Source organism: Arsenophonus endosymbiont of Apis mellifera (genome assembly GCF_903968575.1).
GTDB lineage: Bacteria > Pseudomonadota > Gammaproteobacteria > Enterobacterales > Enterobacteriaceae > Arsenophonus > Arsenophonus apicola.
This window is the reverse complement of record NZ_CAJCFU010000079.1, coordinates 368,681-394,531: the sequence shown is the minus strand read 5'-3', so window position 1 is coordinate 394,531 and position 25,851 is coordinate 368,681. Positions and strand designations below refer to the sequence as shown.

Here is a 25,851-nt window from a genome sequence, read left to right as displayed (position 1 = left end):
GGTACTTATACCGTTACGGCTANCGTNAATGGNAAAGGGACTGANAAACAGACCACCTTTAAAGCCGATGGCACAACGGCGGAAATTACTGACGCCAATTTGTTGATTGATCCGGATAACTCACCGGCAGATGGAAAAACAACCAATGTAGTTACTGCAAGAGTAACTGATGCAAAAGGTAATTGGGTGCCTGATGCAGAGGTGACATTTACGGTCAGTGGTGAAGCGAAACTTACGCAGCAAAAAGTTAAAACCGATAGCGAAGGTAAAGCGATTACCAAGGTAACGAGCAGTAAGGCAGGTGCTTATACCGTCACGGCTAAAGTTAATGATAAAGAGGTTAACAAACCAACCCACTTTGTTGCGGATAGCACTACGGCAGCATTAACTCAAGTTCGATTGGATGGCGATATCATTAGTAAAGCTGCCAATGGTAAAGATACATTCACTTTTATTGCAGTGGTAAAAGATGCAAATGGCAATTTGGTGCCTAACATCGAGGTGACATGGCAACAAGATAAAGGTAGCGATGCTACATTACCAAAACCGGCGAAGAGTAAAACTGACGCTAATGGAGAGGCCAAAATTGATTTAACCAGTACAACTAAAGCTGTTGAGAATATTCAGGTCAGTGCGCAATTAAGCGATGGCAAGGTAAACAAAGCCGATAAAACAGTGAGCTTTGTTGGCGATACTGCAACTGCTGGGATCCAAATTACGTCATTAATGCAAAAAAATATTGTACCGGCGGATGATCAATCAGAGTATCCATTTGAAATTAGTGTCACTGATAGCAATGGTAATGTTTTGAAAGATTATGCTGTAGATGTGTTAATTCCAGCTTTATCGATTAATGAGAAACTTACCACCGATAATCTAGGTAAAGTTAAGTTCTCACCGAAGAGTGCAAAAGTGGGTAGGTTTGATGTGACTGTAACTTCGTCTACCAATCAGACAGTGTCTAACAAGTTCAAGGTTGAATACACTATTACAATGTTGTCATCAGCTAATTAACAATGACTGGTTGATTGTGAGATAGAAATGGAGTTTTTAATGAAAAAAATAGCACTTATTATGGCAATGCTGTTTTTCTATAGCAGCAGCGCGTTAGCGCTGGAATGTAAGGTTTTAGGTAATACTGATAATCCTTATCGTGAGACTAAACCTGTGGGCAATGTTTTGATCCCTAAAGATTCTAAAAATGGTGAAAAGATCTGGATATCTGAGCTATTTACGCGAAATGTTGAATGCACTTCTAAGGAATCAGAAGCGGTCTACTTTTATTCTTTTCCAGAAGTAAGTGCGCCAGACATTCCTCCGGGAATGAAATTTGGTATAACCTATAACGGTCATGATACTGATTTGAATATTAATATCCCAGAAATAGAGCGAAGGATAGAAACCGATATTTACGTGAATGCTAATCAGCCGGAAAAAGGAACTATTCAGGTAAGGCTTTATATAAAGAAAGATGGTGATATTGATTCAAGTCGTTTTTCTGGGCAGCTAAATATTTATCAGCTTGATGGTAAGGGTGGATTGAATAATGATCCGAAAGGGCCGAATTATAGATTTAGCTTATCTCAATTAGATAATATTACTGAAATTGCGTGTAATTCTAGCTATTCTTGGCGCAAATTTAATCTTTCTATCAATGACAATTTAACATTAAAGCAGCAGTCAGTAGCAAATATTGGCGGCTTAAATTTAACCTGTCAGGCTAATAACCACCTTAGTCTTGCTAATAAAAGCGTTACGCTGGATGTTTATCCAGACAGCGCTAAGTCTGGCGAGTTTTTTACCACCAATTTAGCCGGATTAAATTTTACCTTTAATATTGAGGGTCAGGAGCTAAAACCGAATAACAGAAATCAAATCATCGTACCACTTAATGACAAAGGCCAAGCCAATATTAATGTTGATGGGCTATTTAAGTTAGATTACCAGAAACCTGGCCAGGATTGGCTCTATAACCCTGCAACCTCAACCGTTACACCAGAAAAAGTCAGTATCAAATCAGATCTAAGGTTAATAGAATAAAAATGGGTTGGAAATCATGACAAATATTTTTATCAATGGAGAGATATTATATTGGGCATACAAGTGAAAGAAATATTTTCATTAGTATTGGCAGGGATTTCTAGTAAATTTCATTGCAATAAATCTTAACGGATGTAAGCGGTATTTTGAATGTCGATAAGGAAATTGGCATTCATTTATCGCTAGTGAGAAAAAGTAATGAAATGATAATATTGGTAATAATTATTATTTAGTCGTTATTACAAAAATTAAACCCATTTTTACTGAAATAAAAGATATTAGGAAGTAGTTAACCTGCCAGGGATGGCAAACTATATTTTAAAGCCACGGTAATTAATCTGAGAGGTTGATCGCTTTATTTATCGTTAGAAAAGGAAGTTGTTTACTTCTTTTATCAGTTAATTTACCATTCGTGATTTCGTGTAGATCAAAGAAAATAATATTTTTAGGATTCAATGACATGACGTACAATAAAAAAAATCTGTTTAGTGTATTATTAGCCATTATGTTGTTGAGCGGATGTGCGGGTTTCGCTAAAAAAAATAGCAATATCGATAACCAAACAGCGGCAGTTGAATCGCCAGTCAACAAATCTGGAATATTATTTAATGGTATTATTATTTCCTCAACAAACAACGAATGTATTGATCACTTAAATCTACTTAAAAAAACAGAACCCGTTAAATATCAAAAGTATATAAAAGACTACGTTATGATTATGGATGATATTAAATATTGGAATATTAACAAAAATATTATGGATAGTGATTCAAAAAATTTGTTAGCGATGGCACTTAATACCAAACTTGATTTACTCTGTGCCAAGGTAAAGTACAATAACTTTGTTAGCACGAAAAAGAAAATACAGAAGTTAGTTGACTCCTATCAAAAATAGTTAATTTGCTGTTATAGGAATAATATCAGTATCAATTTTTATATTTTCATTATAAAAGCTTAATTATTGGTTGGTTTTATTAAGCTTTTTATATGTTAAAATAAATTTTATAAAATTAATCTGTTGTTAAGTCAGGCAAATATTGTAATGTGGCGACAATAATCTGGTTAGCGGCAAAAACTGCCGTCAATTTATTGCCAAGTTCTATTCTTTGATCTGCTATTGCTTGATTTGACATGATAGAGCAAAGTAATAATCCATCCTCTAATTTCACCTTCAGCTCACTATCTTTATCATCTTTTTCAATATGAACTACCGTTCCTGTTACCTTGTTATCGGCTGCTGGGATTACTGTTTGTGATGGCAGCAATTTTATTGCGGGTGCTTTGAGTAGAATTAAAACTTCTTTGCCGACTGTTAATTGTAATCGTTTGATACTTTGCTTAGTTAATGAGGCATTTAAAATGGTGTCACTATTGGTTAACTGAATTTTGATATTTTGCTGAATTGAGTGGCTATCATATTCGATCAAAGTACCAAAGAATTGATTACGCGCGCTGGTTTGCAATGAAAAACGTGAAATTGCTGCTAGTAAACTATCGAGCGGTAAATTTTTATCATTTAACACATGATAGGCTTTTTGCTGGATCTGTTTTAATAATCCATACAGTTGTAATAAACGTTCGCCGTAGGGCGTTAAAACGGTACCACCGCCACCTTTACCGCCGGTAGCACTGGCAAGTAGAGTTTTTTCGGCTATTTGATTCATTTCGTTTATTGCATGCCAGGCGCTTTTATAACTCATGCCCGCCAATTGTGCAGCTTGATTAATGGAGCCAGAAGATTTTATATAGTTGAGTAATTTGATCCGTCGTGCATCAGCAAATAGTCGATCATGAAGTTTTAAGGTTAAGAAAATATCCATTAAAAATAGCCTTATTAGCCCAAACTCACATTACGAGTTTATTATTTTATTGCTCTTTGTTATATCAAATAGTGGAAATAGAATGAAGACTTGTCGATTGTTGCGAATAAATATCTGCGGTTAGAGATTAATATTTTAGGAATTTAATCATTTTTGTCACTAAATTTACCATCGGTGTAAAAAAATGAAAACTTTAGTGTTAGCCTTCAAAATAGAAAATAAATAGAATAATCTAACTTATAAGGTTACTATTTAGTTATGTTTATATCTTACCTAATAGAATGAATCACTACTTTACCGAGGCTATCTAATGCTGGATATTTTAAAAAGTATGCTCTTTGCACTCTGTATGGTGCCGATTGTGATGGGTGGAATTATGTTACTAATTTATGGTATTGGAGAGCTTTTTAACATATTGTCGAAGGCACATTACCCTCACTCAAAGAAACAACATTAATACATTGATCTTCTCTTGATAATTAGCCAAAATTTTGTGGCATTGCCTGAAAAAGCGTTTTATGCTTTTTCAGGCACTTTATTACTTATTTTTAATCTGAGTGATATATTTAATTTAGATATAACAACAGCCTCAATTACCTCGCCATTCTCTATTTTTTGCTCTTTATTATCTGATCTGTAAACGCTTAATACCTACTTGATATCTTACCGATGCCAAAATATTAAATATAATCAGCCTGTTTAGTTTAAAAGTATAAATAAACTATAAAACTATAAATTGACTTAGTGATTGATGAAGCGATTTTTATTTCTATCTGTGAAAAAATAGCTTGGTTGTTATTTGATAGCAAGATAAGTTCATTTGTTTTATTTTATTTAGTTTAAGGATAATTATTATGCCGCCATCAACTTTTTGCATTCCTACTATCAATAAAATTGGCCGGGGATGTTTAGTCGATGTGGTAAATTTAATGAAGGATTATGGTTATCAGCATGTGCTTATAGTGACTGATCCTTTTTTAATGAATAGTGGTCTGGTTGAAAAAGTAACCAGAGTTTTTTTACATAATAAGATTAAAAGTCATCTTTTTACTGATGCTAAATTGGTGTCATCATTAGAAATTGTAAAACAGTCGATCGGTTGTTATGAACAGCAGCAAATTGATTGTATTGTTTCAATTGGTGAGGGAGCTGCTTATGATTATGCTAAGGCAATGATTTATTTACAATCTCATCAATCCATTTTTATGACTGATAATATTAAAAAGCCATGGCCTTTAATTACCATCAACACAACTTCTGCCTCAAATATCGATAATTTTAATCCATTGATTGATCAAACTAAAAATGAATTGATCAATTTAGCAATTGCCGGATCACGTATTACGCCCTTACTGTCAGTAACTGAACCGGAATTAATGCTAGGTTTATCAAGTGAATTTATTGCTGCATTAGGCATGAACTCTTTAACTTATGCTATTGAGGCTTATGTTTCTACAGCAGCTAATCCTGTTACAGATGCATGTGCTTTGAGCGCTATTAAAATATTGAGTAATGATTTGCGCCGAGCAGTTAATTATTCATTAGATTTGCAGGCCCACGAAAATATTGCTTATGCCCAGTTTCTAGCGGGTATGGCTTTTAATAATGCTTCACAGGGATATGTACAGACCTTAGCCTGGCAAGTGAGCCATTTTTATAATCAACCACTAACCATTTGCAATGCGGTTTTGTTGCCTCAAGTACAAGTTTTTAATCTGAAGGCAGTGGCAAAAAAGTTAAAAAATATTGCTGGTGCAATGGGGATTCGAGTTGCTCATATGACCGATCAACGTGGTGCAGAAGCTTGTATTGCTGAAATAAGACGGCTAAATTGTGATCTTGGGCTACCTTCAGGACTAAGACGATTGAATGTTCAGGATAGTGATTTAGCTAAATTAGCTAAAGCAGCGTTAAAAAGTGCTTCCGGTATCACTAATCCTGTTCAGGCGAATTTAACTGATTTGATCGCTATTTACCAATCAGCAATGTAGTTTTAATGTTATAACTAATTATTGTTAGAGAATTGTGATCTTTGAATTATATTAATAAGTAGGGTAAGTATAATGTAACTACTAAGTTGATCGGAGGTGGTCAGATTTATGAAAAAGGTCGCTATCATTGGATTAGGCTGGTTAGGATTACCCTTAGCACTTGAGTTAATGCGGTCAGGAATGGAAGTGGTTGGTAGTAAAACCACGCCAGATGGTGTAAATGCAGCCAGAATGTCAGGTATTGATTGTTACCAATTACTGCTAACGCCAGATATTAAGTGTGAGGCCGAAGATCTGGTGCAGTTAATGAATGCTACCGATGTGTTGGTTATTATGTTACCAGCCAATAAAACAGCAGAAGGTGGTATCGGTTATTTGAAGGCGGTACAACTTTTAGTTGATACTGCCCTTTCCTACGCTATACCGCGTATTATTTTTACCAGTTCAACCTCAGTGTATGGAGCACAAAGTGGAACTTTAAATGAAGATGCTGAGTTATATCCTAATACCGAAGTAGGTAAAACGCTGGTCGAGGTAGAAAATTGGCTACATCAATTGCCAAATATATCAGTAGATATTCTTAGGTTAGCGGGTTTAGTGGGTGAAGCTCGACATGCAGGACGGTTTTTAGCGTGCCAAACAGCATTAACAGGAGGAAATGAGCCGGTTAATCTTATTCACCAAGATGATATTATTACTGCAATAAAGTTATTAATATTGCGGCCAGAAGGTGGCAATATTTATAATTTATGCGCACCTGAACATCCAATTAGATCATCTTATTATACAGCGGCATCACAACAGCTAGCCTTGCAACCGCCAGAATTTATTTCTGAATCAACACCTATCGCTGGAAAAATTATTGATGGTAGCCGTATCTGTAGGGAGCTTGGATTCGAATATAACTATCCTGATCCTGGCAATATGCCAATGAGTCTATAATTAGAGAATTGACGGTAAGATATATTTTGCATTTAGACCATTAGTAAAATTGCTGGTTAGGGCAAAAATTAGTAATACAGGGTTTTGTACTGATTTATTTATGCCACTGCGAGCAGTTATTGTCCGAAATTTGTCGGGTTTTCTGCTTATGGTGAATGTTTTATATTGGCTTAATTTTATCAACTGAAACAGTTAACAACCTATTTTTTCTACTTCGATTTGTGTGGCAGATCATATATAGCAATATTCTTTCTGCTTTTTGGCTAACTTTAATCGTTATAAGCGCTTTATAGTAGCATACTTAATATATTTAAATCAGAAAGCGCGGGAGATCGAGAATGAAAAAGAGCTTGATGAAAAAAATTAACCATTTGACGAGTGGATTAAGTCTATTATTTATTTTTGTTTTACCGATCAATGTTTATGCCGATGGATCACAGGTTACACCGCAACTTGATGTAAAAGCTTATGTGTTAATGGATTACCATAGTGGCAAAGTTTTAACAGCCAATAATCCAGATGAACGTTTAGATCCAGCTAGTTTAACAAAAATTATGACCAGTTATGTAGTGGGGCAAGCGATTAAAGCAGGTAAAATTAGCATTAATGATCTTGTCACCGTAGGAGAAGATGCTTGGGCAACGGGTAACCCTGTTTTACACGGTTCTTCTTTAATGTTTTTAAAACCTGGTGATAGGGTATCGGTGCTGGATTTAAATCGTGGTATCGTCATTCAATCGGGTAATGATGCTTGTATCGCATTGGCGGATTATGTCGCGGGTAGTCAAACGGTTTTTGTCGATCTCATGAACCAGTATGTTACCTCATTAGGATTAAAAAATACGCATTTTAAGACCGTACACGGCTTGGATTCAGAAGGCCAATACAGTACTGCCCACGATATGGCGGTATTATCTCAAGCATTGATTAGAGATGTTCCGCATGAGTATTTGCTACACGGCGAAAAAGTGTTTACTTATAATAAAATTAAGCAATTCAATCGCAATCGTTTATTGTGGAGCAAAAACTTACAGGTGGATGGGATTAAGACCGGTCATACAAGTGGGGCAGGGTATAATCTTATTACATCGGCAACGAATGGCCCAATGCGATTGATTGCTGTAGTGTTGGGGGCATCGAGTGATCGCATTCGTTTTACCGAAAGTGAAAAGCTGCTAAATTGGGGATTTCGTTTTTTTACTACGGTTATTCCTATAACGGCAGATAAACCCTTTACGACTGAAAAGGTATGGTATGGCAACCGATCTACGGTTTTATTGGGAACTGAAAAAGATGCAGCAATAACCATCCCGAAAGGAAAAGAGCAAGAGCTAAAAGCGACCTATACCCTCAACTCAGATTATCTCAAAGCGCCGTTAAGCAAAAATCAGGTAGTAGGAACAATTAATTTCTTTTTAAACGATCAATTGATTGATAAACGTCCATTAGTGGTGAAACAAGCGATAGAGCAGGGTGGATTTTTGAGTCGAGTATGGGATTATATTGTTGTGACAATTTCCAGTTGGTGGCAGGCATTATTTGGTTAGTTTGATTAGTTAAAGATAAAAAGACCTGCGGGTCTTTTTTTATAATTATTTTTAATAAAAGCAAGTTAAATATTTTTGAATAAAATTAGCGTTATATTTAATTAATTTTATAAAAATATAAAAATATAATATTATTTTTTTATATAAATTTACTTTTTTATTTACAGACAAACTTCATTGTGAGGTTAAATTAATTGCCTCATAATTGTTTTAGACATAATTAAATAATTATTTATTAATTAAATTATTATAATTTTGTCTACCAATTATTTCGGATTAACAGAAAGTTATTCCGCATTCCCTATTTTTATTAAATAAAATCTTATGGTGGAGTTTGTATAATGGATACAAATAGATTCAAAGTCAGAAATAACAATTTAAAAGGAGAGATTAAAAATAAAAAAAAGACAAAAATAAAATTTGACCGTTCGGTAACGCTTAATGATAGTGCGATAACAGTTATCGGTATTAATAATATTAATATCCTAGTAGCGGATAGTGGTAAGTCACAGATAGGCAATGTCACTGCCGGTAAAGAGAATGATATTACAGTCACAGCTAAACAGTATGCTGATGCACAGATAGGCAATATCACTGCCGGTAAAAACAACACGATTAAACAGAGTGCTATAGAGGTTGGTACTTCATCAATCGGCAATATTAAAGCAAATAAAGAGAACAATATTATAGCAATAGCAAAACAGCATGCTGATGCACAGATAGGCAATATCATTGGCTATGAAAACAATACCATTAAACAGACGGCGAAAGAGAGCGGCCGTTCAATCATTAAGGATATTACCGCCGGCAAAGAGAACAAAATTACAGCAACAGCGGAATTGTATGGTAGTGCAGAGATAGACGATGTTACTGCCTGTGAAAACAACAACATTAAACAGACGGCAAAAGAGAGTGGTCGTTCAACCATTAAGGATGTTGCAGCGGGCAAACAAAACAAACTTACGCTAATAGCGGAACTGCATGGTAGTGCAGAGATAGACGATATCACTGCTGGTGAAAACAACACCATTAAACAGACGGCAAAAGAGAGTGGTCGTTCAACCATTAAGGATATTACCGCCGGTAAAGAGAACAAAATTACAGCAACAGCGGAATTATATGGTAGTGCAGAGATAGACGATCTCACTGCTGGTGAAAACAACACCATTAAACAGACGGCGAAAGAGAGTGGTCGTTTGACCATCAAGGATATTACCGCCGGTAAAGAAAACAAACTTACACTAACAGCGGAACTGCATGGTAGTGCAGAGATAGACGATATCACTGCTGGTGAAAACAACACCATTAAACAGACGGCAAAAGAGAGTGGTCGTTTGACCATCAAGGATATTACCGCCGGTAAAGAGAACGATATTACGGTAATAGCAGTACAACATGGTAGTGCGGGGATCGGTGATATTACCGTTGGTAACAATATTAATGTAACGGGAACGCTATTATGTGAAACACAAACAGAAAAAAGTTCGACAGCAGAAATTCCAACGTTTATATCTCCAGAGGAAACCTTGGTAGAGAAAAGTCCAACAGCGGCAATTCCAACGATAGAGCAAGCGTTTTTATCTCTAGAGGAAATCTTGGCAGAGAAAAGTCTAACAGAGGAAGCCCCAAAAGAGAAAAGTCCAACAGCGGCAATTCCAACGATAGAGCAACCGTTTTTATCTCTCGAGGAAACCTTGGCCGAAAAAAGTATAACAGAGGAAGCCCCAACAGAGAAAAGTCCAACAGCGGCAATTCCAACGATAGAGCAACCGTTTTTATCTCTAGAGGAAACCTTGGCCGAGAAAAGTATAACAGAGGAAGCTGCAACAGAGAAAAGTCCAACAGCGGCAATTCCAACGATAGAGCAACCGTTTTTATCTCTAGAGGAAACCTTGCCAGAGAAAAGTCTAACAGAGGAAGCTCCGACAGAAAAAAATCCGACAGCGGAAATTTTAACTGTAGAGAAACTGTGTGGATGCTCAGATGAAACCATGAGCGAGAAGAGTCCAATACAGGAAGCTCCGATAGAGAAAAGTTTTCTAGCGGAATCGCCAACAACCCATTTACCGGCATATTTAGCTCCAAGCTTGGAAATGCAAACTCTTAGAGCTGCTGTTGACAACCAGCCAACAATTATAAATTATAATCAAATAAATATAATTAATTTAAATGGTTATAGTAGATTATCTCTTCAGGGGAATACCATTAATATTGATAATATGCAAACGGAAGGATTGAGCCAAATGATGTCAGGATTTAAAAATAAAGAATCAACCGCTTATGATTCCTGTGATTTAAAGCCTGCATTCGATCCAAGCCCACGCATGTATATGCCGCAAGTCGTTTAATCGGTAGACAGAGGTAATGGATAATAAAATAATTTATTAATATATTAAGTAAGCCAGTTATTAAAACTGGCTTACTAGTTAATGGCTGTAATAGTTTTAAATCATTCAGTCGCAATAAGTAATTTTAATAGCCAATCCACCTTGTGAAGTTTCACGATATTTAGCATTCATGTCTTTGCCGGTTTCATACATGGTTTCAATCACTTTATCCAGGCAAACGCGTGGATCACTGATTCGACGTAAAGCCATTCGGGCAGCATTAACCGCTTGAACTGCCGCAATCGCATTACGCTCGATGCAGGGAACCTGGACTTGACCACCAACCGGATCACAAGTAAGGCCAAGATGATGCTCCATGCCAATTTCAGCGGCGATACAGACTTGAGCGGGACTACCCCCCATTAATTCTGTTAATGCTGCTGCTGCCATAGAACAAGCAACTCCAACTTCTCCTTGACAGCCGACCTCAGCACCAGAAATGGAAGCATTCATTTTATAGAGGGTGCCAATAACGCCAGCAACTAAAAAGAAACGGGTATATGAATTTTCGTTAATAGGGCGAATAAATTTATCATAATAGGAAAGTACGGCAGGAATAATACCACAAGCACCATTGGTTGGTGCGGTAACGACGCGTCCACCTGCTGCATTTTCTTCATTAACTGCTAAGGCGAACATATTAATCCAATCAACAACTGCCATCGGATCAGTGGTCGTATTATCGGAGGTGACTAACATTCTTCTCAATGCTGCCGCACGGCGTGGTACCCGAAGTGGGCCTGGTAAAAGACCTTCGGTATTGACTCCACGTTCGATAGCTTGCTGCATAACCTGCCAGACTGCATCGAAGTGAGTTTGGATTTCCTCTTTGCTACGCAATGCCAGTTCATTTTGCATAACCAATGCCGAAAGTGAAAGGCCGGTATCTTTGCAGTGGCGTTGTAATTCTGCAGCTGATTTGTATGGATAAGGTAGTTGAACTGACGATCCACTTTCTTGACCAAAATGCTCTTCGTCAACAATAAAACCACCGCCAATAGAGTAATAGGTTTTACTGTACAGTTTATTTTCATCGGCGAAAGCGGTAATTACCATACCATTTTCATGGAGAGGTAGATTAGTGGTGTGAAAGTTCATCCCACCTTGGATAGGAAAATCGACCTCATGCTGTCCATTGGCAAGAGATAAGCGCTGAGTCTGTTCAACATTTTTAACAAAGGTAGAGATAGAATCGATAGCCACAGTATCAGGTAGATTACCAGCTAAACCCATAATAATGGCAATATCAGTGGCATGACCTTTACCAGTTAAAGATAAAGAACCATAAACATCAACACTAATCCGCTTGACTCTGGTTAGTATCTCTTTTTCGATTAGATCATCAACAAATTGTTTCCCGGCTTTCATTGGGCCGACAGTATGAGAACTGGATGGGCCAATGCCAATTTTAAAAATATCAAAAACACTACTCATATTTTATTCGCCTCCTTGTTAAAGGCGCTAATTTTTTTAGTAATAAGTTGGCTGAAGTGTTGAAGTTAATATTTCGGTTTTACGGTATTTGGGAAAGCTAATTCATTACGGATAATGAAAGCCATCCCAGAATCGTTAAACGTTAAAGAAATAATTTATATACTGCAGCTGAAATAGCGATAATACCGACAATTACCACAAAAATATTGCTAATATGACCAGAATATTTACGCATAGCGGGTATTTTGCTAATGGCGTACATTGGCAACATGAACAATAAAATTGCAATAACAGGACCACCTAAACTTTCGATAATGCTTAGAATGCTTGGATTTAAAGTAGCAACTAACCAGGTAGTGACTAACATAAAAATTGCAGTCGCTTTATTTAGCTTTTGGATATTGATTGTTTTACCTTTTGCCCGATAAGCGCGTTCAACCAAACCGTTAAAACCTTCACGAGCACCGAGATAATGCCCCAGAAACGATTTTATAATCGCGACAAAAGCAATGAGTGAAGCGGCATATTTAATAAAAGGTTTATCGAAATAACTAGATAGATAGTCGAGGATACTAATGTTTGCCGCTTTTGCTTTTACCAAATCAGCAGGAGACAAGGTAAATACACAGCTAAAAACGAAAAACATAACTGTTAGTACCATTAAAATATGTGCTGAAGCCAAAATTCGCGAAGATTTTTGATCAGCATGCGCACCATATTCTTTACGATTGGCAACGGCGAATGCAGAAATAATTGGTGAATGGTTAAAGGCAAAAACCATAACCGGAATGGTTAACCAAATTGTAGCCAACATACTTTGGTTATTTTCAGCATTATCCATATTAAGATTGGAGAAGGAAAGCGTTTCTAATGCAGCACTATGCCAATGCGGGATCATATAAAGTGAGAATATCACCAGCACCGCAATAAACGGAAATACTAGCATGCTCATTATTTTCACTATATATTTCTCACCTAGGCTAACAATAGCCATGATACCACCAACAAGAATAAGCGCTAATAGCCAGCGTGGTGGAGCATTGTAACCGAGGAGTTCAACGATAAAATTCTCAACATTATTGGTAATCGATACACCGTATACCAATAAGATAGGATAAATAGCGAAAAAATAGAGCAACGTAATCCAATTACCTGCTGAACGGCCAAAATGTTCTTCTACCACCTCGGTAATATCGCCATTTGGTTTTGAACCGGACAATACAAAACGGGTCAAACCGCGATGAGAAAAAAAGGCCATTGGAAAAGCGAGCAGCGTCATTAGAATGACGGGCAGTAGGCCACTCATACCTGCATTAATAGGCAAAAAGAGGACTCCAGCACCAATAGCGGTACCGTATAAGCCCAACATCCAAACTGTATTACTTTTACGCCAAACTTTTACGTCCTGGTGTGCATATGAGGAACTGATGGAATCAACTCGAGTTGTATCCATGGTAATCTCCAAAATATAAAACGAGAAACAAAAAATAGTAAATTTTTAATGTATGAAAACCGGTCAATATAATTATGATTGCAGGTATATTTATACAACATGCTTTATCTACAGAAACAAAATATATAGTTAGAATTTATGTAAATAAAGTAACTGATTATTCTAGTTAAGGATAATTGCGATACTATACCACATTATGGTTTAGTGTCATTATCACAATACTGTTTAGAATCAATTTTATTTGTTTTTTTATATATCGAAATTATATTTTAGTTTTTCAGACGCAAATCTTATTATTTATTGGCATAAAATTCCGTGATGAGCATCCCAAAAGTATAATCATCTATAGCCTGTTGTTAAAATGAGTGGTATTTTTTGTTTTTATTTTGTTAAATTTTAACTGTTCTTGGCTAATATTGCTTATAGTTGTTTTAATAAATATGATTAATCATTCAGTTAATAAACTCAATTTTTGATAAAAAATTTTTATTAATTTTGGTAATGTATATAAATAAACGGATAATTTACTAATAATATTTAGCGGTTTCACTTATTTAAAATTATTAATTGATTTATTGTTTGCTCTTTGCTGATTTCATTTTAAACATCATATTATTATTTTTTTACTTTTGTACAAAAAATAGTTTATTTTTATTAACGCGTTATTTTTATTTCATAAAGAAATAATTTCCTTTTAAGATATAACTATCATAAATTAATGCCGTAAATTTAAATGTTAAATGGCATAAATATTAAATCTGGCAATCTTTAATTCTATTTTAGTGTAATCCGATCATGTTATTTTATTTAGGTGATACTTATCATAAATAATTATCTGTTGATTTAAGATATTTAAAATATTGAATAATAAAATAGCCTCTTTAAAATTGGCAGGTTTTTCAATTAACAGAGGCTATTTATAGATTTATTTAAATTATTTTTGTATTTAACCTTTAATCCAACCTTTCTTAATAAAAGGCGCAAATAAGATTTGATAAGCTTTTATGATATATGGTAGTAATTTATCCCCAACTATTTCCCAAATTGTTTGACTAATTCCACAAGCCATAATAGCAACTAAAAATGCGCCTACCATATCTAAAGGCCAGTGTACTCCGAGAAAAATTCTTGCCCACGCAATAGCGAAAGCCGGTATTAAAAATAACAATCCAATCCAATTTCTTAACCAGAATAAAAAGCTAAAAGCAAAAGTAAAAGCAATAGTAGCATGATTACTGGGAAAAGAGGGAGTCGGCGCATGAGCAAGAAAATGTTGACCTATTCCCAACATAAAAGGTCGCTCTTGGGGAAAAATTACGCCAATAAAACCAGAAATAGCTAAACCTATAATAAGCGCAAGCGCAGTTTTACAGACAAAGACTCTTTGGCTGACTAAATTTTCCGATTTACCCCAAAACCAGCAAGCAGTAGTAATTAAGGGAAATATGAGAATGAGTCGTTTAGCCAAAAAAATTGCCAGTGTTAGTGTACTAATTGATGTAATTGGGGTGGCATTGATAAAACTAAACAAACTTAAGTTAATATCGTTTAGCAAGGTAGAGCCCTCATTGAGTAGATATCATGATCATTTATATTAGATAGCCAAGGGTAAAATGTCTTTTATATAGGGTAAAGTAAGCTTGGTAATTTTTTTATAGAACTTATTCATTTATGAGATATAAATAATGTCATCGGCTTTTTTGCTAGGGAGATACTATGTGGTACCAGAAGCAAATTAAACTGTATGCTCGTCCTCGAGGATTCCATTTGATAACAGCAGAAATTATACGACAACTACCTGATATTAGTCGAATAGAAGTCGGTATTGCACATCTTTTTATTCAACATACTTCTGCATCATTAACCATCAATGAAAGCGCTGATCCAAGTGTTCGAGCTGATTTTGAAAGCTATTTTAATCGAATTGTTAAAGAAAATGAATATTATTATCAGCATACTTGTGAGGGAAGTGATGATATGCCAGCTCATTTGAAGAGTAGCTTACTAGGAAGTAGTTTAATTATTCCAGTTACCAATGGCCAATTAAATATGGGAACTTGGCAAGGCATTTATCTCTGTGAACACCGCAATCATGGTGGTGAACGCCAGATTATAGTAACACTGCATGGTCAATTAGATAGTGATCAATAAAAAACCGATAGTTTAAATAGGACATAATTTAAACTATCGGATTCCTCAATAATTTGGGGACATTCAAAGAAAAGCAGTGGCATAAGTTATGACTATTTATTATTCATAAAGTTCTTATAAAAGAAAAAAAAGCATTTTTTGACAAAAAATGCTTTAATGATTTGTGCCTGAAACTTAAAAATATAAAATTAAAGTAATTAATAATTTTAATAAAATCAGCTAGTTAAGAAAGTAAGTGTTCTTCGGCGTAGGCTTCAAACTCGGTACAACCCCCAATATGTTGTTCATCAATAAAGATTTGAGGAACTGTCTTAACAGGTTTACCCACTTTTTTAGCTAAATCAGCTTTAGTGATCCCTTCCGCTTCTATATCAACATAATTATAATCAAAATCATCACGTTGATGTTTTAATTTTTCTGCTAAGGCTTTTGCACGGACACAGTAGGGGCAACTAGAGCGACCGAAAATGACAGTAAACATCCTATCTCCTTCAATTAAATTTTTATCTATTGTCTACAATATCAATTACTATGCTTATAGTCAGCATAAAAAAAAGCACAATTTATTCTTATTGTTATTTAAGAAGTTAATAATGACCTAATATAACAGGATAGCGTTTTTAAAAGGAAACATAGATTGTTTTGAGCAAAAAAAATTATCAGCTATGCGTTCTTTCGCTGATATGCCAAAAATTGTGATAATACTCGAAGTTATTGGCATACTAATATTGTTATTGGTCTATTTAGTGATAAATAACTATATTGAATTAGCTGCTTTATTTATGAAAAAAGGTGTTTTGCTTGCTATGATTATGCTAGCAATAGGTTGTATGATACCGGCTATCATTAATATTGTTTGGCGGGCACTGCCTAAGCTCAATTTTTTCGGCATTGATCAACAGAAAAATAGTTCGCAAAATAAGCAACGCAAGATAAAAGCTAAGCTGCGTAATTATCGTAAGATGGATTAAATTATAAGTTAGAATGGCTCGTTAAATATGATTTAACATGATAAAATATGGTTTATTTTTGGTTTAAGACGATAGATAGCGAATTTTCATAGGCAAAATTGTTGCTGTTTTGTGCAAATAAGGTTAATTAATGGATTCGATTTGTTTCCCTGACATAGCTAAATTACGAGAGTGGCTTGTTCAACTCAAAACATCGTATTTTGAATGTGATAATTGCCAGGCATTACATTTGCCACATATGCAAAATATTGATGGTATTTTTGATGCTAAAGTGGATATTGTTGAAAACATATTAGTTTTCTCGGTTTTGGCTGAACTGAAACCGACATCGATTATTACCTTATTGGCAAATTTAAGCCAAATTAATGCTAGCTCATTAACGGCGAAAGCATTTATGGAAATTAATGATGAAAATTTGCCTAAATTAGTCGTTAGTCAATCTTTTCCGTTGTTGGCAGGAATGACTTGTAACCAATTCTCCAGTTTTCTTCAGCAAGCAGAAGAACAGATGGCGGCTATTATTTTTGAAGTTTATAACAATGATTTGCTATATAGCGGTCAAGAAGATATTGACGATGAAGAGCTATCTGAGCAAACTTTGCCTGCCCGCTTTCTGTTACATTAAATTATAAAAATAGATTCAATAGGCATTTACCATTCATGTGAATGGTTAATGCGTTGCCTGCTTTTTATCTACAAATATGGCAGGAATAACAATAAAGTTCAGTCTTTTTATTACCTTACAGAACATAACTATTTTGCTGGATTCTTTTTATTATTCTTGTTAACTCCTTCATTTGCACTTTATCCACCAAACAATATTCCAATAATAGCTGCTTTCCAAAAGGAATTAGAATATGTTCAGTTTATCGCAATCTACTAGTGTCAAGAATATTGAATCTTCTGCTACTTCCGAACATCACCATGATCCGATAAAAACAGAAATTGATAAAAAAATTGATGGTAAATTTGTATTGGTTTTTAGTGGGTTTTCTGGAATGGGATATAAAGATACTGAAAAATTACAAAACGATATAAAAAAAGAGATAAAACAACATATTGATAAGTATGGGATCCATAATTTACTTATCGTTGCTGGTGCCACTTCTGAAGGTATTGGTTGTGTCTATGATATTGCTAAAAATCTAGCTGTAAATACTTTGGGGATTGTTTCAGAACACGCTTCAACAGATTGCTTAGCAAAAAATTGTGACAGTGTTATTCAAATTAAGGATCCGAATAACAGCTGGAAAGTTTTGGATGATTCAGGTGCTTCTTATATGATATATGCGGCAAGTAAGAATGGCTGCTTTTTAGCTTTTGGTGGCGGTAGTGTTACCCTAAGTGAATTAGAAGAAGCGGCTAAGAAAGGAATTGAAACAAAAGTTTTTCCTGATTTTTTACCTGATCCAGATAAATTAGACGCTAAATTAGCTCAAGGAAAAACAAGGGCTGAAATATGTCCAATACAAATGAAATATACAGAAGAGGTATAGTATAAAAAATAATCTCTTCACCTGACTTAAGAAATGAACAAAGCGTAAATATTGTCATAATTTATTCTTTACAGCACACGCAGGCTACTATCTTACAGATGGAGCTAGCATAATTGTGAAATCCCATAGTCATTCAATGGTTATATCACATTAAATAGAACCGGGTTTATTAAGTGGTGTTCAATGTTATTGATATCTATATATCATAGATTTTAGACATTAAAAGATTAACCCTTTTTGAAGGCAATATAGCATTAGCTTTATTAGTTAACATCATGATAAATTTCGTTTTCTTTAGTAGAAAGCGAGATTTATATGGTTAGTTTTTTTCAAAAGATAAAGCGTATTGTTCAAGCCAACGCATCAATAAGGTTAAGATGCCATTTACGCTCAGATATATAATTCCTGCGGCAATAAAAACATCGACATTATAAGTTTGGCCAAAAATTTGTTGGCTATATCCCATAATCTCTAATAGCGTTATGGTACTAGCCAGTGATGTGCTTTTAAATATAAGAATTACCTCATTGGAATAGGATGAAAGCGCACGTTTAAGCGCATAAGGTAAAATAATTCTCAAGGTTTGATGATTTGACATACCTAGCGCCTGACATGCTTGCCAGCTAGTTTTAGGAATTTCTTTAACGGCACCATGAAATAATAGAGTGGAATAGGCGGCACTATTAAGTGCTAATGCCAGCAAGGCGCAAATCCATGGAGTAGAAATTAAAGCCCATAAAGTAGGGTACTCTCTTAGCGCGGGAAATTGACCGGATCCATAATAAATCAGAAAAAATTGAACCAGCAAAGGAGTGCCAGTAAATAGCGTAATGTAGCCTTGAATTAGGGATGAAAAAAACGCTGTTTTTAACGATAAAATGATAGTCAAAAATAGCGCTAATAAAAAGGCAATAAGTATTGCGCATATTGTCAGTGATAAACTGGTTGGCAGGCCAGGCAGTAATGAAATGATTAAATTGATCATTTTGTTACTCCCTGTTCAAACTGGGTTGTGCGTATTTCAATCCGCCGTAAGATAAATTGACTTACTAGGGTGATGGCTAGATAGATCAAAGCCACAATTAGGTACCAAGTGAAAGGTTCATGAGTACGATTAACAATACTTTTGGTTTGCAACATTAAGTCATTTACGCTGATCAGAGAAACCAAAGCGGTATCTTTTAGCAATACTAGCCATTGATTGCCTAAGCCAGGTAAAGCGTGACGCCACATTTGTGGCATAATCAGCCGCAAAAAAATAACATTTCGATTGAGACCCAAGGCTTGTCCTGATTGCCATTGGCCGGATGGTATTGCTTTTAGTGCACCTCTTAAGGTTTGGGATGCATAGGCGGCATAGAGTAGAGCAAGGGCAAAAACACCACAAAAAAAAGGAATAAAATCGAATTCACTATTTTGTGGAAAGAACCATTCAGGATCAATTTGCCAGGTTGTTTGCCAGAAAATGAAATTAATATTAATGCCATCACCTAACAACATGATAAATTGTAATGTGCCATAGTAAACGAACAGGACAACGAGCAATTCAGGTAATCCGCGAATTAAAGTCACCCAGCAAGAACCCAGTAAGGCCACAGGCCTCCAGCGAATAGATTCCCAAGCAGTGAATAACACGGCTAATAACAGCCCGAGTATCAAAGCAGCACCGGCGAGAGTCAGTGTCAAGCCGGCAGCATTTATTAGAAATAACAGATTATTCATTGCTATAATCGACTATTTCTTCAACCATTTTTGGTAGATTACATCATAACTGCCATCTTGTTTCACTTGTGCCAATGCTTTATTTAATTTATCTAACAGCACTTTGTTTCCTTTACGTACCGCAATACCCAGACCTACACCAAAATAATTAGCATCGGTTACTTTTTCACCTACAGCAGCAAGGTCTTCGTTACCTTTTGTTTTTAGCCATTCCGTTGTGACAGCCGTATCACCAAACACCGCATCTATCCGGCCATTTTTTAAATCGAGGATAGCCGTTTGATAATTGTCATACGGCACAGCTTGCATCTCTTTATGTTGTTGCATGATATATTTTTGATGGGTGGTGCCATTTTGCACGCCAATTTTTTTACCTTTTAATAATGATATTTTATTAATTTTATTTTTTACCGCGATAAATGTTGCGGAGTTATTGTAATAAGTATCAGTAAAATCAACCTGCTTTTGCCGTTCTGGCGTAATATCAATTCCTGCTATCAATGCATCAAAACGGCGCATTTTTAAACTGGGGATTAAGCTATCAAAAGATTGATGAGTAAAAGTACAGTTGGCATTGAGTTTTTGACATATTGCCTTTGCCAGTTCAATATCAAAACCGACAATGTTATTATTGGCATCAATTGATTCGAATGTGGCATAAGTTGCTTCAGTTGCAAAGCGTATCGTCTCCTTTGCAGCGGCAAGCACTGGTAAGGATAGGCTGCATAAGGTAATAACTGACAGTAATTTTTTCATTACGGTATTCTCAATTAGATGAATGGGATAGATAATTTGCCAAGCCTTTAGTTTGTGGTTTAGCAAAACGATCAATATCGCCTTGTTCCACAATGGTTCCTTTTTCCATATACACAATCTTACTCGCTGTTTTACGGGCAAAATCAATTTCATGAGTCACAATCAGTTGAGTGATGCCCGTTTTTGATAATTCTTGTATAATATTAACCACTTGAGTGGTGATTTCAGGATCGAGAGCCGCGGTTGGTTCATCAAATAATAAGATTTCAGGCTCCATCATTAATGCTCGCGCAATAGCCACTCGTTGTTGCTGACCACCAGAAAGATGTAACGGGAAGCGATTAGCAAATTCAGTTAAATGCAAGCGACTCAATAAGTTTTTTGCTTTTTCTTTGGCTATTACTTTAGTTAAACCCAAAACTAAACAAGGCGCCTCAATCAGATTTTCCATTACGGTTAAATGGGGCCACAAGTTATATTGTTGAAATACCATACCAACTTTTTGTCTTAGGGCGCGGATTTCATTGCTTTTAGGTTGGCGAGAGAAATTGAAATGATAGCCTGCAATGTCCAGTTGACCAGAGCGGGGCATCTCAAGTAAATTGAATACCCGTAATAATGAGCTTTTGCCAGCACCACTTGGACCAAGTAATACCATTGTTTCACCCGTGCCGCATGTCAAATTGATATCGTGTAATGCTTGCTGCTCACCATAAAAGCAATTAATTTGGTTTAATTGAATACTCATGCTAAAAATCTGAATAAATAAACGATTGAGGTAATGGTAATCTTAATAGAATAATTATGCAATATATTGTTTTTGAAATAGTCTAAAATTGCTATATTTCAGAGATATTTTTGCTTTGCAAAATGATTTCAATCATTTTTATTCATTTTTAATGCGAATTTATTGATTTTTTTGGCCATTCCTTTGAAAATAAAACGATGAATTGGGGTCATAATTAGCCAATAGACTAGACCGCAAAAACCGGCAGGATGCCACCACGCTCTGACATCTAGCGTTCGATGTGTGCCACAATCCTGGATAGTAAAGGTTAAACGGCCCAGTCCAGGCGCTTTCATACCAAATAAGAGTGTTAATTGATGATTAGGTTTAATACAAATGACTTTCCAGCTATCAATCATGTCACCTAAATATAATGTTTCACGTTTAGGCCGGCCATATTTTACTTTGTTGAGCATTAAATCATCAATAAAGGCGCGTAATTGCCATAAAATATTGGCGTAGAAATATCCTCTATTGCCACCAATTTGTTGTAAGGTTTGCCAAATGGTAGCGCTAGTGGCGGTGGTTATTAACGTGAAACCGGCATCTTTTGGATAATAGCTATATTTGGCACACCAATGTGTTTTTAGCGTTGGATCTGGCCCCCAATCTGCTTTATTAATGGCATTATGCGAGTGCGTAAACGCATGTTTGATTGCCTCATCAATACTAAGTAATTTTTGCGGGATAAGCTGTCTTAACGCTTAATCCTTGGCGGGCAGATTGTACTGTAGCCCCTGAATTAAACTTTTGGTAATAAAGGGAGATACTGAAGTTATTAGGCTAATGAAATGAATAGAAATTATTCGAATTGGAATAGGTAGCGGGATGATTCGTCGATACTTACCGCTGATACTCATAAAGCGCTTGAATAGTGTTTAATAGTCAATATATTCAGGCCCACCCGCATCAAGGATGCGATGTTCATTCGTTGGATGGGCTATTAATTGCTTCAGATAGTAGAGAATATTTTCTAAAGCAATAGGGCAAGATTTTGACCTTACCCAGTGTGGAGGAGTAAGAATTAATAAGTTGTAAGTCATATCCCGAATTATTTCATAAGGCACTGAGCCCGCACCAATAATAATTGGCGCCCGAATTTCTGTCACCGGAATTTTACTTTCACGTAAGATTTCTCCGGTCAGTTTACGAGCAATCAGATGTTGTGAATGACAGGAAGGGTGTTGTAGGGCGCTTAAATAGATAACTTGTTTTACTTCAGATTGCTCAAGGACATGTTTAACATTATCAGCAGCCAGGCATTCTTGTTCGATAAGATTATTATTAGCTGCCATACTGTGAACCAGAAAGTAGACGATATCAATATCTGTCATAATATTGTGTAAGGTTTTCGGTGCAAGTAGATCAACATAACGACATTGAGTATTTGGCCAATTTTGTGCTTCAAGCCAATCAAGTCGACGCGCTGCTGCTGTGATCATATGACCTTGCTTAATTAACACTGGGATCAGATTTTGACCAATATAACCATTAGCACCTAGCACTAGGATCCGTTTTTTACCCATATAGTTACCTATCGAGGCCAGAGTGTTTGGCCAGAAAATCTAGCTATTTATTAGGTGAAGAAGGCTATCAGTAATGGCGTCAATAGACTTAGTACAAAACCGTGGACAATGGCAGCAGGTACAATAGACACCCCACCGCTACGTTGCAATATAGGTAGTGTAAAGTCCATTGATGTTGAGCCACAAATCCCCAACGCAGTAGAACGAAATTGGTTGATAATAATGGGAATAAGTATAATAGCCACTAACTCCCGCATTAGGTCGTTAAAGAAAGCCGTACTACCAATGACCGGTCCATAAGCGTCGGTAAGTAATATACCTGTTAGTGAATACCAGCCGTAACCGGCTGCAATCGCTAATCCCACTTTAGTCGGTAAACCTAATAAAAATGCAGCCAAAATACCACCAAGCAGCGCGCTGCTGGCAACAGTCACCGCAATCGTCGCCCCTCTGAAATTGATTAAAATTTGCCGCAGATACATCCCACTATTTCGCAGATGGCAACCCACCAATAATAATAAACAGATAAGTGTAACTTCAGTACCATATTTGGCATAGGATAAAAATGGCCACTTTGTCAATCCTAGCAAGAAACCAAGTATTAACGCGCCACACAGTGGTAGTGAACTTAAAATCATTTTTAAGCGAGAGAGTGGCTTATTGGTTTCACGTTTAGCAATTTTCCACGGCAAGAATTTATCTAATAAGAATAAAGCCATCAGGTTAGCGGCAAAGGTGCAACAAAAGAAAACCATTGTATAGATAAAAATTGACGTAAGATGCGTACTAATATTATCTAATAACGCCAATGTGATGCCCATTAAAAATAAGATAATGTAAACCATAGCGCCTAATAGGCGATGTGTAAACGCTAAAATCTTCTTATTTTTGAAGCGAAATAAATAGCCTACTGTTAACGGTAAAAGAATGATAAGCAGTCCTGAATACATGGTCCATCCTTATTACAATTAACGCTTTTATGGCGGTGGTTTTGTGGGAATAATACGAAAAAGACAGGCAAAATAATGATAAATATTTTATAACAGACTAAAAATAGACGCAATATTACAGAATAATATTTAGACAAAATTCATTGCTCACAGGATAATTCAGGAGCTATTGCTAATATACATAACAAGAGGGTAATCATGTATTTGCAACAAGTGGAAATTGCCGGTTTTCGTGGCATAAATCGGCTTTCATTAACACTGGATCATGAAACCGTGTTAATTGGTGAAAATACTTGGGGTAAATCAAGCTTATTAGATGCCTTGACTATTTTATTATCACCAAGGCAGCCATTATATCAATTTAATCAGCATGATTTTCATCACTTGGTAGATACAGATGAACAAATCAATAACCTACAAATAATTTTAGTTTTCTGTGAAAATCAGCCCAATAGCCATAAAGCAACTCGTTTTAAGCTTTTATCACCATTATGGATTGACGGAGATGATGAATACAGGCGTATTTATTATCGGGTCAGTGCACAACAACAGAATAATCTTGTGGTGACGGAACGATGTTTTTTAGATAAGCAGGGTAATAAGCTTGTATTGAATGATAATAGTAAATATATCCAGCAGATTATTCGACTATATCCAGTACTACGTCTAAGAGATGCCCGATTTTACTATCCTACCACTACTAAATTTAATGATGTTGGTTATAAAAAACTAGCTGTTAAATTTGCCAACCAGTTAGAGCAATTGGCTCAAGCCTTAATGCAAGCATCACGAAAATTGTCTCATGAAGAGACAGAGGAAGGTTTTGTGGTATTGCAGCAGTTGCTGGGTTATTACTTTGCCGAACACAGCACCCATTTATCTCATCGACAAAATCAGGCCAATATTGCCTATAACTTATCCCATAGAAGAGGCTGGCAGGTGCTGGAGGATATCAATCGTATCGTGGCTAAACCTGAACAGCAGTATATTAAATTAATTATTTGGCAGATTTTTTCCTCATTTCTGCAATTACAAGGTGATCTGCAACTAGCTCGCAATGCCAAGCCTATCCTAATTATTGAAGATCCCGAAACGCGTTTACACCCTATTATGCTGTCGATTGCTTGGCGACTGTTAAATCTTTTTCCATTACAGCGCATTAGTTCAACTAATTCAGGCGAATTACTTTCACAAGTTCCTTTGGAAAATGTATGCCGTTTAGTGCGTAATTCAAGTCGAGTAGCTGCTTATCGACTAAAGACTAATAAGTTATCACTAGAAGATATGAGACGTCTCTCATTTCATATCCGCTTTAATCGTCCTTCAGCACTATTTGCGCGCTGTTGGTTATTAGTTGAAGGAGAGACCGAAATTTGGTTGATGAATGAATTGGCACGCCAGTATAATTATCATTTTGCGTCGGAAGGTGTTAAAGTAATTGAGTTTGCGCAATGTGGTATTAAGCCATTATTGAAGTTTGCTAATAGTATGGGGATTGAGTGGCATACGTTAGTCGATGGTGATAATGCCGGCAGACAATATGCAGGAGCAGCCATCGCTTATGCTGAGAAGAACAATGATACGGCCCGAGATAGGTTAACCATGTTGCCTGCGTCAGATATGGAGCATTTTCTTTATCATGAAGGTTTCAGGGAGATCTATCACCAAATTGCAGGTATCCCGGATAATGGTAAAGTTTTACCGCGCCGTGTCATTATTAAAGCAATTCATCGAACTTCTAAACCTGACTTAGCAATTGAAGTTGCCAACAGAGCGGCAGAAAAAGGCATTAATTCAATACCTTCGTTACTACGCAATATGTTTTCACGTGTTGCTTGGCTAGCAAGAGGGAAATCTTAGTAAACAGGTAAGCAATAA

General features: G+C 36.0%; 23 protein-coding genes and 1 pseudogene. 13 read left to right on the top strand and 11 right to left on the bottom strand.

The window, feature by feature from the left end:
• The first annotated feature begins 99 nt into the window (after positions 1–99).
• From H1X92_RS15600 to H1X92_RS15590, 3 genes are all read left to right on the top strand, one after another.
• Positions 100–1,014, top strand: a complete 915-nt coding sequence (locus tag H1X92_RS15600; protein WP_441293619.1) for an Ig-like domain-containing protein — start codon at positions 100–102, stop codon at positions 1,012–1,014.
• Between the two features lie 39 nt (positions 1,015–1,053).
• On the top strand, positions 1,054–2,040 hold the full coding sequence (locus H1X92_RS15595) for a hypothetical protein (protein WP_180560992.1): 987 nt from the start codon (positions 1,054–1,056) through the stop codon (positions 2,038–2,040).
• A gap of 460 nt (positions 2,041–2,500) precedes the next feature.
• Positions 2,501–2,935 (top strand): DUF4041 domain-containing protein, encoded by a 435-nt coding sequence (locus H1X92_RS15590; RefSeq protein WP_180560991.1) that lies wholly within the window; start codon positions 2,501–2,503, stop codon positions 2,933–2,935.
• A 115-nt stretch (positions 2,936–3,050) separates the two neighbouring features.
• Here the strand turns inward: H1X92_RS15590 and H1X92_RS15585 are convergent, their stop codons facing one another.
• Positions 3,051–3,860 (bottom strand): TOBE domain-containing protein, encoded by an 810-nt coding sequence (locus H1X92_RS15585; RefSeq protein WP_180560990.1) that lies wholly within the window; start codon positions 3,858–3,860, stop codon positions 3,051–3,053.
• Between the two features lie 310 nt (positions 3,861–4,170).
• Between H1X92_RS15585 and H1X92_RS15580 the strand changes: the two genes are divergently transcribed.
• From H1X92_RS15580 to H1X92_RS15560, 5 genes are all read left to right on the top strand, one after another.
• Positions 4,171–4,317 (top strand): AcrZ family multidrug efflux pump-associated protein, encoded by a 147-nt coding sequence (locus tag H1X92_RS15580; RefSeq protein ID WP_180560989.1) that lies wholly within the window; start codon positions 4,171–4,173, stop codon positions 4,315–4,317.
• A gap of 397 nt (positions 4,318–4,714) precedes the next feature.
• A complete protein-coding gene (locus H1X92_RS15575) occupies positions 4,715–5,851 on the top strand; it encodes an iron-containing alcohol dehydrogenase (RefSeq protein WP_180560988.1) in 1,137 nt (378 codons plus the stop codon).
• 108 nt (positions 5,852–5,959) lie between these two features.
• On the top strand, positions 5,960–6,793 hold the full coding sequence (locus H1X92_RS15570) for an SDR family oxidoreductase (protein ID WP_180560987.1): 834 nt from the start codon (positions 5,960–5,962) through the stop codon (positions 6,791–6,793).
• A gap of 338 nt (positions 6,794–7,131) precedes the next feature.
• Positions 7,132–8,340 carry a serine hydrolase gene (locus tag H1X92_RS15565; RefSeq protein ID WP_180560986.1) on the top strand — a complete coding sequence of 403 codons (1,209 nt, stop codon included), beginning with the start codon at positions 7,132–7,134 and terminating at the stop codon, positions 8,338–8,340.
• A gap of 341 nt (positions 8,341–8,681) precedes the next feature.
• Entirely contained in the window at positions 8,682–10,688 is a 2,007-nt protein-coding gene (locus tag H1X92_RS15560) for a hypothetical protein (RefSeq protein ID WP_180560985.1), read from the top strand.
• A gap of 105 nt (positions 10,689–10,793) precedes the next feature.
• Here H1X92_RS15560 and H1X92_RS15555 read toward each other — a convergent pair whose 3' ends face one another.
• The 3 genes from H1X92_RS15555 to ybjG form a co-directional block, all read right to left on the bottom strand.
• Complete coding sequence (locus H1X92_RS15555; protein WP_180560984.1) at positions 10,794–12,161, bottom strand: L-serine ammonia-lyase; 1,368 nt, start codon at positions 12,159–12,161, stop codon at positions 10,794–10,796.
• A gap of 142 nt (positions 12,162–12,303) precedes the next feature.
• Entirely contained in the window at positions 12,304–13,614 is a 1,311-nt protein-coding gene (locus tag H1X92_RS15550) for a serine/threonine transporter (protein ID WP_180560983.1), read from the bottom strand.
• 946 nt (positions 13,615–14,560) lie between these two features.
• Positions 14,561–15,169: an undecaprenyl-diphosphate phosphatase gene (ybjG, locus tag H1X92_RS15545; protein WP_180560982.1), complete on the bottom strand. Its 609-nt coding sequence runs from the start codon at positions 15,167–15,169 to the stop codon at positions 14,561–14,563.
• A 161-nt stretch (positions 15,170–15,330) separates the two neighbouring features.
• On the opposite strand from ybjG, the gene H1X92_RS15540 reads away from it, so the two are divergent.
• Entirely contained in the window at positions 15,331–15,765 is a 435-nt protein-coding gene (locus tag H1X92_RS15540; RefSeq protein WP_180560981.1) for a secondary thiamine-phosphate synthase enzyme YjbQ, read from the top strand.
• A gap of 223 nt (positions 15,766–15,988) precedes the next feature.
• Here H1X92_RS15540 and H1X92_RS15535 read toward each other — a convergent pair whose 3' ends face one another.
• Positions 15,989–16,246, bottom strand: coding sequence for a GrxA family glutaredoxin (locus tag H1X92_RS15535; protein ID WP_180560980.1), 258 nt, complete (start codon positions 16,244–16,246; stop codon positions 15,989–15,991).
• A 184-nt stretch (positions 16,247–16,430) separates the two neighbouring features.
• On the opposite strand from H1X92_RS15535, the gene H1X92_RS15530 reads away from it, so the two are divergent.
• The 3 genes from H1X92_RS15530 to H1X92_RS15520 all read left to right on the top strand — a co-directional run bounded on the left by H1X92_RS15530 (position 16,431) and on the right by H1X92_RS15520 (position 18,232).
• Positions 16,431–16,736: a DUF1418 family protein gene (locus H1X92_RS15530; protein ID WP_180560979.1), complete on the top strand. Its 306-nt coding sequence runs from the start codon at positions 16,431–16,433 to the stop codon at positions 16,734–16,736.
• Positions 16,737–16,866: 130 nt separating this feature from the next.
• Positions 16,867–17,361: a YbjN domain-containing protein gene (locus tag H1X92_RS15525; protein ID WP_180560978.1), complete on the top strand. Its 495-nt coding sequence runs from the start codon at positions 16,867–16,869 to the stop codon at positions 17,359–17,361.
• Positions 17,362–17,593: 232 nt separating this feature from the next.
• Complete coding sequence (locus tag H1X92_RS15520) at positions 17,594–18,232, top strand: hypothetical protein (RefSeq protein ID WP_180560977.1); 639 nt, start codon at positions 17,594–17,596, stop codon at positions 18,230–18,232.
• A gap of 319 nt (positions 18,233–18,551) precedes the next feature.
• On the opposite strand, the gene artM is transcribed toward H1X92_RS15520, so the two are convergent.
• From artM to H1X92_RS15490, 6 genes and pseudogenes are all read right to left on the bottom strand, one after another.
• A complete protein-coding gene (gene artM / locus H1X92_RS15515) occupies positions 18,552–19,217 on the bottom strand; it encodes an arginine ABC transporter permease ArtM (protein ID WP_180560976.1) in 666 nt (221 codons plus the stop codon).
• Positions 19,214–19,954 carry an arginine ABC transporter permease ArtQ gene (gene artQ / locus H1X92_RS15510; protein ID WP_180560975.1) on the bottom strand — a complete coding sequence of 247 codons (741 nt, stop codon included), beginning with the start codon at positions 19,952–19,954 and terminating at the stop codon, positions 19,214–19,216. Before artQ ends, artM begins: the two co-directional genes overlap by 4 nt.
• A 12-nt stretch (positions 19,955–19,966) precedes the next feature.
• On the bottom strand, positions 19,967–20,710 hold the full coding sequence (gene artJ, locus H1X92_RS15505) for an arginine ABC transporter substrate-binding protein (protein ID WP_180560974.1): 744 nt from the start codon (positions 20,708–20,710) through the stop codon (positions 19,967–19,969).
• Positions 20,711–20,720: 10 nt separating this feature from the next.
• Positions 20,721–21,458: an arginine ABC transporter ATP-binding protein ArtP gene (gene artP / locus H1X92_RS15500; protein WP_180560973.1), complete on the bottom strand. Its 738-nt coding sequence runs from the start codon at positions 21,456–21,458 to the stop codon at positions 20,721–20,723.
• A 128-nt stretch (positions 21,459–21,586) separates the two neighbouring features.
• A pseudogene (locus H1X92_RS15495) lies at positions 21,587–23,023 on the bottom strand (DUF2867 domain-containing protein).
• A 50-nt stretch (positions 23,024–23,073) separates the two neighbouring features.
• On the bottom strand, positions 23,074–23,973 hold the full coding sequence (locus tag H1X92_RS15490; RefSeq protein WP_180560972.1) for a lysine exporter LysO family protein: 900 nt from the start codon (positions 23,971–23,973) through the stop codon (positions 23,074–23,076).
• 198 nt (positions 23,974–24,171) lie between these two features.
• Between H1X92_RS15490 and H1X92_RS15485 the strand changes: the two genes are divergently transcribed.
• The gene (locus H1X92_RS15485) at positions 24,172–25,833 is read left to right on the top strand and encodes an ATP-dependent nuclease (RefSeq protein ID WP_180560971.1); all 1,662 of its coding nucleotides are present in this window, start codon (positions 24,172–24,174) and stop codon (positions 25,831–25,833) included.
• Positions 25,834–25,851: the final 18 nt, after the last annotated feature.